Source organism: Desulfuromonadales bacterium, assembly GCA_035620395.1.
In the GTDB taxonomy this organism is placed as follows: Bacteria; Desulfobacterota; Desulfuromonadia; order Desulfuromonadales; family DASPGW01; genus DASPGW01.
Genome location: DASPGW010000014.1, coordinates 1 through 9,137 on the forward strand (window position 1 = coordinate 1; position 9,137 = coordinate 9,137).

The window sequence follows — 9,137 nt, forward strand, 5'->3', positions numbered from 1 at the left end:
TATCTCGGCATCATCAAGTTCCTCGGCTTCGAGCAGATTTTCAAAAACTCCCTGACCGGCATGCCGATCGGCGGCGGCAAGGGCGGCTCGGACTTCGACCCTAAAGGAAAGTCGGACGACGAGATCATGCGCTTCTGCCAGAGCTTCATGACCGAGCTCTACCGTCACCTCGGCGAGCATACCGACGTTCCCGCCGGTGACATCGGCGTCGGCGGCCGCGAGATCGGCTACATGTTCGGCCAGTACAAGCGCATCACCAACCGCTGGGAGGCTGGCGTTCTGACCGGCAAGGGACTCAAGTGGGGCGGCTCGCTGGTGCGCCCCGAGGCGACCGGCTACGGCGCCACCTTCTTCATCAACGAAGCGCTCAAGGCCCGCAAGGACTCCTTCGCCGGCAAGACCTGCCTCGTCTCGGGCTCGGGCAACGTCGCCATCTATACCATCGAGAAGATCCACCAGCTCGGTGGCAAGTGCGTCGCCTGCTCCGACAGCAACGGCGTCATCGTTCATGAGAAAGGACTCGACCTCGACCTGATCAAACAGCTCAAGGAAGTGGAGCGCCGCCGCATCCAGGACTACACCAAATACCACAAGGACGCCAAATACATCGCCAGCGGCAATATCTGGGAAATCCCCTGCCAGGTGGCGATGCCCTCGGCGACCCAGAACGAAATCAATGGCAAGGACGCCGCCACCCTGGTGAAGAACGGCTGCATCGCCGTCGGCGAAGGCGCCAACATGCCGACCACCCCCGAAGGGGTCAAGATTTTCCTCGACGCCAAGATCGCCTACGGTCCGGGCAAGGCCGCCAACGCAGGTGGCGTGGCAACCAGCGCGCTGGAAATGCAGCAGAACGCCCAGCGCGATTCGTGGACCTTCGATTTTACCGAGAAGAAGCTTGAGCAGATCATGGTCAACATCCATGAACTCTGCTTCGAGACCGCCGAGGAGTACGGCGATCCGGGCAACTACGTGCTCGGCGCCAACATCGCCGGCTTCATCAAGGTCGCCGACGCCATGGTCGCCCACGGCCTGGTCTAGGTTCTCCTTCTCCCTCCGACGCAGAAAGGCCCGGCAGTCATGCCGGGCCTTTCCTTTTGGGTCGTCCTGATCCGTATGCAGGACCAGCTTTTTCGGGGGCCTATCCCCATCTCTCGTGAAAAACGATTTCGTCGAGCGGTTTGCGCGGCGGGCCGGTCTTCTTTTCTTCCAGCGGGTAGCCAAGAGGAAAGAGCCCGACGATCCGGATGCCGGCTGGAATGCCGAGCAGGTCGCGCACCTTCTCCTCGTCGAAGACGCCGACGAAAACGGTTCCCAGGCCGACGGCATGGGCGGCGAGCATGAGGTTCTGGGTGGCGATGCCGAGGTCGGCGAGATAGTAGTGCTGATCCGCCATCGTCCCTGATTTTGCCGGATCGGCGCAGGCGACGATGACCACCGGTGCTGCCGCAATGGCCTTCTGCGCCGGATTCTTGCTGAATCCGTAGGCGGCAAAAAACGATTCGACAAACGACAGGTCACTGAGGGCAGCCCGGGTGGCAGAGTCCTGCACGACCACGAACCGCCAGCACTGCAGGTTCGACCAGGAAGGCGCCATGCGCGCAGCCTCCAGAACCGTCCGGAGTTTTTCCGGCTCAACCGGCTGCTCCCGGAACTTGCGGACGCTTCTGCGGGTGTTGATGGCTTCAAGGACCTCCATGTGCGCTCCTCCTTCGCCAGGCGGATGCTAAATATCCCTCAGGGGCGTTGTCTCCCCCTTCCCATTTCCCGAACAACGCGTCGGGTCTAGCCCTCGTTTTCGCTGCCGCCCCAGCCGCTGGTTCGACGCTGCAGGCCGACATTGATCAGTTCGATGTCCTCGATCAGCTTCTCCTGCCGCTCCGCCGGCAGCAGACGAAACTGCAGCAGCAGGCGCCGTTCCTGCGCGGAAAGCTGGATCGGTTTACCGGTGGTGAAGCCGGCCAGCATCTCCGACACTCTGGCCTCGCCGGTGGTCTCAAGATGACCGCTCATCTGTACGGTCTGGCGTCCCAGCGGAGGTTGTCCCGTGGCGGCAGGAGGAGGGCCACCGGCAAGAAGCCAGTCAAAGGAGACGCCGCCGATCTCGACGATGCGGCCCAGACTCTCCGGTGACGGAAATTTGCTCCCGGATTCGTAGGCCGAGACTGCGCTAGGGACCACCCCGAGAAGCTCGCCGAACTTCCGCTGGGTCATGTTCAGGCGCCGGCGGATTTCCCTGAACCGCTTGCCGATCTCCACTTTATCGAGGTTCATGGACCGTATTTAAAATCGTCTTCCCACCATTGTCAAACAATTCCACCGATAGAGAAGTCGAAAAATGCACTAATGGTGATTTCGTGTCTTGACTTCACTTATGGAGAAGCATAAATTTACCAATAGTGAAGGTGGGCATGTGCATTGGCTGCCACATCTGGGTGTTACGAAGACGCAGGGAACATGGGAGGGAGGGTGATGTAAGGATGGAGGGGGCGGAATGCAGAAATATTTGCACCCCGGGGGCGGGACAGAAAGGCCCCCTGCCGGGGGGTGGGAAGCCAGGGGAAAGGTGGCCGGTGGCGGCCGAACTCATCGAGGCCAGCCCGACCGGGATCATGTTGACTGATCTTGACGCCGCCATTGTGGCGGTCAACCCGGCTTTCTCCCGGATTACCGGCTTCGCTGCCGAAGAGGTCGTGGGGAAGACCCCGCGTATGCTTGCATCGGGACGGCACCGGCCCGGTTTCTATCGCAGGATGTGGCGGACTCTCGCCGCGACAGGCAGGTGGCAGGGAGAGGTCTGGAATCGGCGCAAGAACGACCAGGTCTACCCTCAATGGCTGAGCATCTTTGCCCTGCGGGACAGCCAGGGGAGCGTCGTCCGGTATGCGGCCATGTTTACCGATATTACTACCCGCAAGTACGCCGAAGGACAACTTCGCCGACTGGCCACCCACGACGGGCTGACCGGGTTGCCCAACCGGGCGTTGGCTCTGGACCGGATCGCCCAGGCGCTCGCCCGGGCCAGGCGCAACCGGACGGGAGTTGCGGTTCTGTTCCTCGATCTCGACCTCTTCAAGCAGATCAACGATGCGTGGGGACACGAGGCCGGAGATTCAGTGCTGAAGGAGGTGGCCAGGCGACTGAAGGCCTGCGTGCGTCGCAGCGATACGGTGGCGCGGCTGGGAGGGGACGAATTTCTCCTGGTTCTTTCGGAGGCGGTTGAGCGCAGGGTGGCCGAGGCGGTGGCGGCAAAGGTCGTCCGGAGCCTGTCCCGACCCATTGCCGTGGGCGAATCCGGTTGCAGCATTGGCGTCAGCATCGGCATCAGCTTCTACCCGCAGGATGGCCGGGAGGCAAAAGAGCTGATCCGGGCTGCCGACGCTGCGATGTATGCAGACAAGCAGCGGTAAAACCGAAGGCTGCGGATACTCACGCGAAGCCGTGAAGGACTTGGAGAAATTCAAGGATTTGCCGCCCGCACCGGCTTTTTCCGGTGGGGCGGCGCGTCCTGTTTCATGATATTTCCGTCAGCGAAAGCAGAGCAGCTTCTGCGACACCACGTCGGCCATCAGCTGCAGGCCGTCGTCAGGCAGGTTGCAGACCTTGACCACCCGTTTGTAGCGGCTGCTGGCCGGCATCAGTCCTTCGAGGGCGTTGGGTAGACTGTCGAACCAGGCGCGGTTGAAAGTGCAGCCGGGGCTGTCGGGGAAGATGGCGACGTAGAATATGTCGGCCTCGACCAGGTCCTGGAAAAAGTGAGTGCCGAAAGAGAGCTCGGGCATGAGGTTGCCGCCGGTGAAGGCGATTTCGGCCAGGGCGGTGATGTTGTTGAGTTCGGAAAAGGTGACGGGGACGCCGAGGGCGGGTGTCGAGGTCCCCCAGCGCCCCGGTCCCATGAGCAGGGTCGGAACCTCTTTGCGGTCGCCGAGGCGCTTGTTCAGACGTCCGACCAGACGGGCTACCTCGTATTTGTCGGTCAGGGAGAGGCGCGTGTATTCTTCCGGGTCGACGAAGATGATGCGGCGGATCGGCTGGGCGATGCTGCCTCCCATGAAATGTCCTTCGCTGGCGAAGAAAATCCGCTCCTCCTCGATGTTCTCGGGCATGTCGATCTTCTGCTGCACCCCCTTGGTCTGCAGCGGCCGGCACTGGACCAGGTTGAGCATGGTGGTGCCGGCGGCGTCGAAATTGACGGTAAATTCGATGTCGACCGGATAACGATAGGCACTTTCTACCGTTTTGAGCATCTTCTGCATGAGTTCGGGGAAACGGGTCTGCGAGAGCAGCCAGTCGAAAGTGAGCAGCCAAACGTCCTGTCCCTTGCCGCCGCGGTCGGCAATCTTCTGGGCGACCTCGCGGTCGCGTACTGCGTAGCGCTGCCAGTCGATGCCGATGGTCTGCCGGGTGAGGTCGAGCAGGGAGACGGTTTCCGGCTGATTGGTCTCGATGTTGAGCAGGTCGACGTCGCGCTGGGAGAACCGGCGGGTATCCTCGACCCCCTTGTGCGGCCTTTTGAGCGGGGAGTCGAGGGCGACGATGCAGGGATAATCCCCCTCCACCCGGTCGACGGCACGGGTGCCCAGGCCGAGCACCAGCCGCAGCATGCCGGCCTCGGGGTTGAGCTCCCGTGACCAGACGAAGGTGTTGTAGGAGACCCCGACGCCGGCCAGTTCGGGGAAATAGTAATGGTTGCGGTAGCTGCCGGAGACCCGCTGAATGAGCAGTCCCATCTGCTCTTCCTGGCGGTCGAGGCCGCGCTGCCGCCGGTAGCTGAGGGCGTCTTCGCTCATGGTGCTGGCGAAGATGTCACGTACCGCTTCTTCGAGCCGGGCGCAGCGCTCCTCGGGGGCGCCCTGGTTGGCCAGGAAGTAGCTGTCGTACTTGCCGGCGAAGGCGTTGCCGAAGCCATCCTCGAGCAGACTGCTGGAGCGGACGATGATCGGGTACTGACCGAAGTATTCGAGCATCTGCTGGAAGACCTCGCGGATCTCTTCGGGGAAGGTGCCGCCGCGCATCTTCTCGCGCAGTTCGGCGGCCGCCTCGAAGTAGCCGTCCTCGGTTTTCTGCCGCATCAGCAGTTTCCACCAGCCGTTGTGGACGATGTAGGAGTAGTAGACGTCGGAGCCGACGAAGAAGGAGTCATGGCGCTCGAGGTGCTTCTCCCATTCGAAACCAGGGTCGCTCAGCAGAATGCGCCGGGCCAGCAGCATGCCGACCGCCTTGCCGCCGATGAAGCCGGTGCCGATCATGCGCCCCTTGATCTGCAGCAGGTCTTCGAGGGAGAAATAGGCCCGGGCCAGGGAGAGGATGCGGTCTTCGCGGCCGATCATCAGCCGGCAGAGCTGGTCGATCATCTGCTCGCGCGCTTCGGAGGCGCCCGGTGTCGAGAGCAGGTCTTCGGCCTGCAGAAAGAGCCGGTCCCAGTAGTCGAGCTGGCGGCGGCTACTTTCGGTGCCGCGGCGGCTGATGCTGGAGAGCAGGTCGGTGGCGTCGCAGCTGCTGGTTACTGGCAGGAAGCGCTCGCCCTGCTGGGCGTGCGGCAGGAACATGGTGGGGGAGTGACGCTGCCAGACCTTGATCGGGTGGACATGCACGGCGTCGCGCCATTTATGGATGCCGATCATGACCTGGGTGGTCTCGCGAATGCGGGCGGTGGTCTTGAAGGAATGGCTGCCGCGCGCCAGACCGAAGTAGGCGACGGTGTCGAGCTCGTAGAGATAGGGACAGGTCACCCGGAAGAAATTGCCGATCATCAGGTCGGTCGCCCACGCCGAGAGCAGGTCGGAGAGGCAGTCGAAGACGTAGAAGGCGCCGCGTCCCTCTTCGGTGATGATGGCGTGGACGCGGGAGGCGAAGGACTCGAAGCCGCGCAGGGCGTCGAGCTTGTAGGTGACCACGTTGGGGGCCGGCTGCACCAGCGGTTCATGACGGCCGAAGCGCATGTAGACGACCCGCTTCCCCTCTTGCAGCGAGACGCGTACGAAGGGGGTGACAAAAGCACGGTAGTCGGCAATGCTGTCGATGCGCCAGACGACGTTGTCGCCGATGCGCAGGGAATCGAGAATCTCGTCGAGTCCCTGCAATCCGGTGCTGACCCGTTCTGCTGAATTCATGTGCATGCCTCTCGCGAAAAAAGATAAGGATGATTAAAAAAACCGCACGTTGATGCTTATAGCACGGCCTTTTGTCTGTCGACAAGAGCTTTGCACGGCCCGCTGAAAGAACCGACTGCGGGGGTCGGACTAGTCGGAGACCGTTTGACCCTGCCGGCAAAAAAAGTTATGTTGGCCAAGTCTCGACGCCGGGCGCGAGATATGAACCGACTCCCCTTATAATTATCGTTTTATATTATCGTTCCCCGAGGTACCCAATGCCTGCCGGATTACTGTCCCGACCTTTGTCGCAATCGCTGTTCCGATCCTTCCCGCTGCTTGTGCTGCTCGGCATCGGTGCCTGCGCCCCCCCGCCGTCGCCGCCCGTCATCCCGGCGCCGCCCGTTGTCTCTGGATTACCGCCTGTCGTTCCGGCACCGCCCGTCGTCCCTGAACCGCCGTCCAAGGTGCCGGTACTCGAGGCAGTGCCTTGGGAGATGGTCGAAGGCTGGCCGGGCGACGACCCGGGAGTGGCGTTGATCGCTTTTCGTCAGAGCTGCCGGGCGATCGGCAGGAAGCCGGTCTGGGAGGAGGTCTGTGCCGAGGCGGCCCGGATCGACCCGATCGACGAGGCGGCGGTGCGCACCTTCTTTACCGGCTGTTTCATCCCCTATCGGGTCAGCCGCCCTGACGGCAAGGAGAGCGGCGTGATCACCGGCTACTACGTCCCCGACCTCGCCGGCAGCCGCACCCCTTCCGAACGCTTCGCCTGGCCTCTCTACGCGGTTCCGGACGACCTGCTGATCATCGACCTGCGCAGCGTCTACCCCGATCTGGCCAACTACCGGCTGCGCGGCCGCCTGGTCGGGCGCCGCGTCGTACCCTACTGGGACCGCGCGGAAATCGACGGCGAGCAGGCCCCCCTGAAGGGACGCGAGCTGCTTTGGGTGGAAGATCCGGTGGAACTCTTCTTCCTGCACATCCAGGGGTCGGGGCGGATCACCCTCGAAAACGGCGAGCGAGTGATGGCTCACTATGCCGACCAGAACGGCTATCCCTTTCGCTCCATCGGCAAGCTCCTCATCGAGCGTGGCGAGATGACCCGTGATCAGATGTCGATGCAGGCAATCCGCGCCTGGGCCCGAAGCCATCCCGACGAGACGCGCAGTCTGCTTGCCGAGAATCCGAGCTACGTCTTCTTCAGCGAACTGGCCGCCGATGACCGGCCGCCTCCCGGCGCCCTCGGCGTTCGGCTGACCGCAGAACGCAGCCTGGCCGTCGATCCGCGCACTATCCCCCTCGGTGCCCCGGTCTTCCTCGCGACCACCCGCCCCAGCAGCCCAGTGCCGTTGCAGCGGCTGATGGTGGCCCAGGACACCGGCGGCGCCATCAAGGGGGAGGTGCGCGCCGACTTTTTCTGGGGGATGGGGGATGCCGCCGGGGAACTGGCCGGCAGGATGAAGCAGCAAGGGCGCCTCTGGGTGCTCTATCCCGTCGATGCCCTGCCGCCCGGGGCGGAGTCGCCTTAGGCATGGCTCCCCTTAGACCGTCGTTGATTGACTCTTTTGCCCCTTGACTTCGCAGAAACAGGTTTCAGAATAATTTGACTTGCAAAAAGCCCCGCATATTGTATACGAAATAAAGACAGACGAAAAATCTCAAATTTTACTCTATATGTTGATGGAATATGACGCTTCAATATTTCCAGTCCCGAACGGGCTGCAGCTCGGTTAGGGTTATTCATTATTCAAAAGTGCCAGCCAAGGGAAAAGGGACAGGTATCCTGCATCAAATCGATCGCATAGGGACCCCGAGCAGAGGAGGAAAGAATGGATACGCTCCGTCGAGATTATCCTGGACTGAGTCTCATCCTGGCGGGAGAGATTGTGGCAATCACCTTCATCTGGTCAACAGCACGCTATGTATTTGAACTTCCCTTGGGCTACTCTGTCTCAGGAATTATTGCCGTCGCCATCGCCGGTGTCACATTCACTGCAATACTCCCTATCGTATATCGCACAACCCTTGCAACCCTGCTATTCCTAAACTTCTCCATCGTCAGCATCGCAGCCGCTTGGGCTGCCGGCATCATCCACATTATAGCCGGTCAGGCGGCCTATTTTCTCATTGCACTCGCATTTGTCACCACCGCCTGCAGTGCTGCCGCCGCAAATGAGGCCGGCCTGAAATTCGGCAAAGCCATGGCCATGACTATCTGGGCGTCAGCGATTGTTTTCGGCAGTTTCCGGCTCATGGCTCTTGGTGATGTCAGCAGTGGCTTGGCCATTGCCGTAATGGGCAGCATGAGTACCCTTCTTCTGGGCTCCGTCCTTCAGCGAGTCGAGGGGAAAAAACTGTATTCAATTTCTTAGCAGGGGATGGAGTTCGGGGAGATGATTTTGGCCAGGAAAAATCCATAAGAAGGCAGGCCCATCGGTTTGGCCCTTGAAGTTGACACCAATTATCGGTGTACCTGTTGAAAGGCGCAGAACTTAAAATTCTGTGAATAATCACACGGCGGTTCGGAAATATCGCCCATCGCATTCCAATACACAAAAACTCAGGAGGTCTGTCGGTGCAGTTCGGGCTTGAGTAATAACCAACCTTTCTACAAAGGGAGTTGCGGGGATTCGCCAGCCGGGAGGGGATAAGTCTGATTTGCGATGTCATGAGAGCTCTCAGGCCTAACCCTGAATTGCCGCGTAATTCCGGACACGAAAAAGAGCCACTCCAATCCTACTGATCAGAGTGGCTCTTCCCCTTTGCACTGAGCACCGGGACTCAGTCCTCAGCCGCAGTTACAGGCAGAACAGTCATCAGTAACGCCGCATCCTTTCGGAATCATGCTTTCCTTCGCCCACTGTGTGATGTCGGGTGCGAAATGCAGGTACAAGTCCTCGCTTTCTGCCAGCGGAATCCAGTAGGAATCGAGAACGGCCCCTCGGAAGTCGAAGTAAGCTACAACTCGCTTGGCGGTCTGCTCGGCAAGAGCCTGGTTAGCCAGGCATCCTTTGTGGTGCTCCCTTTTCCCCATTTCAACACAGC

The 9,137-nt window shown here is 60.9% G+C and carries 8 protein-coding genes; 4 read left to right on the forward strand and 4 right to left on the reverse strand.

Going from position 1 to position 9,137, the window contains the following annotated elements; translation table 11 throughout:
- On the forward strand, positions 1-1,041 hold a 1,041-nt coding region (gdhA, locus tag VD811_00740), incomplete at its 5' end, for an NADP-specific glutamate dehydrogenase (protein HXV19497.1).
- A 100-nt stretch (positions 1,042-1,141) separates the two neighbouring features.
- On the opposite strand, the gene VD811_00745 is transcribed toward gdhA, so the two are convergent.
- Together VD811_00745 and VD811_00750 are read right to left on the reverse strand one after the other, a co-directional pair.
- Positions 1,142-1,699: a nitroreductase family protein gene (locus VD811_00745; GenBank protein HXV19498.1), complete on the reverse strand. Its 558-nt coding sequence runs from the start codon at positions 1,697-1,699 to the stop codon at positions 1,142-1,144.
- Positions 1,700-1,785: 86 nt separating this feature from the next.
- Positions 1,786-2,274, reverse strand: coding sequence for a helix-turn-helix domain-containing protein (locus VD811_00750; GenBank protein ID HXV19499.1), 489 nt, complete (start codon positions 2,272-2,274; stop codon positions 1,786-1,788).
- A gap of 299 nt (positions 2,275-2,573) precedes the next feature.
- Here VD811_00750 and VD811_00755 point away from each other — a divergent pair, with 299 nt between their 5' ends.
- The gene (locus VD811_00755) at positions 2,574-3,410 is read left to right on the forward strand and encodes a diguanylate cyclase (protein HXV19500.1); all 837 of its coding nucleotides are present in this window, start codon (positions 2,574-2,576) and stop codon (positions 3,408-3,410) included.
- 117 nt (positions 3,411-3,527) lie between these two features.
- On the opposite strand, the gene VD811_00760 is transcribed toward VD811_00755, so the two are convergent.
- Positions 3,528-6,113, reverse strand: coding sequence for a PEP/pyruvate-binding domain-containing protein (locus VD811_00760; GenBank protein ID HXV19501.1), 2,586 nt, complete (start codon positions 6,111-6,113; stop codon positions 3,528-3,530).
- Positions 6,114-6,589: 476 nt separating this feature from the next.
- Between VD811_00760 and VD811_00765 the strand changes: the two genes are divergently transcribed.
- Entirely contained in the window at positions 6,590-7,621 is a 1,032-nt protein-coding gene (locus tag VD811_00765; GenBank protein HXV19502.1) for an MltA domain-containing protein, read from the forward strand.
- 300 nt (positions 7,622-7,921) lie between these two features.
- Positions 7,922-8,464: a hypothetical protein gene (locus VD811_00770; GenBank protein HXV19503.1), complete on the forward strand. Its 543-nt coding sequence runs from the start codon at positions 7,922-7,924 to the stop codon at positions 8,462-8,464.
- 416 nt (positions 8,465-8,880) lie between these two features.
- Here the strand turns inward: VD811_00770 and VD811_00775 are convergent.
- Positions 8,881-9,137 (reverse strand): hypothetical protein (locus tag VD811_00775; protein HXV19504.1); only part of this gene is annotated, 257 nt, incomplete at its 5' end.

What these genes read in the sequence shown, in the direction of transcription:
- VD811_00745 (HXV19498.1), bottom strand. Translation starts at nt 1,699, where the DNA reads ATGGAGGTCCTTGAAGCCATCAACACCCGCAGAAGCGTCCGCAAGTTC.
- VD811_00770 (HXV19503.1), top strand. Translation starts at nt 7,922, where the DNA reads ATGGATACGCTCCGTCGAGATTATCCTGGACTGAGTCTCATCCTGGCG.
- VD811_00765 (HXV19502.1), top strand. Translation starts at nt 6,590, where the DNA reads ATGGTCGAAGGCTGGCCGGGCGACGACCCGGGAGTGGCGTTGATCGCT.
- VD811_00760 (HXV19501.1), bottom strand. Translation starts at nt 6,113, where the DNA reads ATGAATTCAGCAGAACGGGTCAGCACCGGATTGCAGGGACTCGACGAG.
- VD811_00750 (HXV19499.1), bottom strand. Translation starts at nt 2,274, where the DNA reads ATGAACCTCGATAAAGTGGAGATCGGCAAGCGGTTCAGGGAAATCCGC.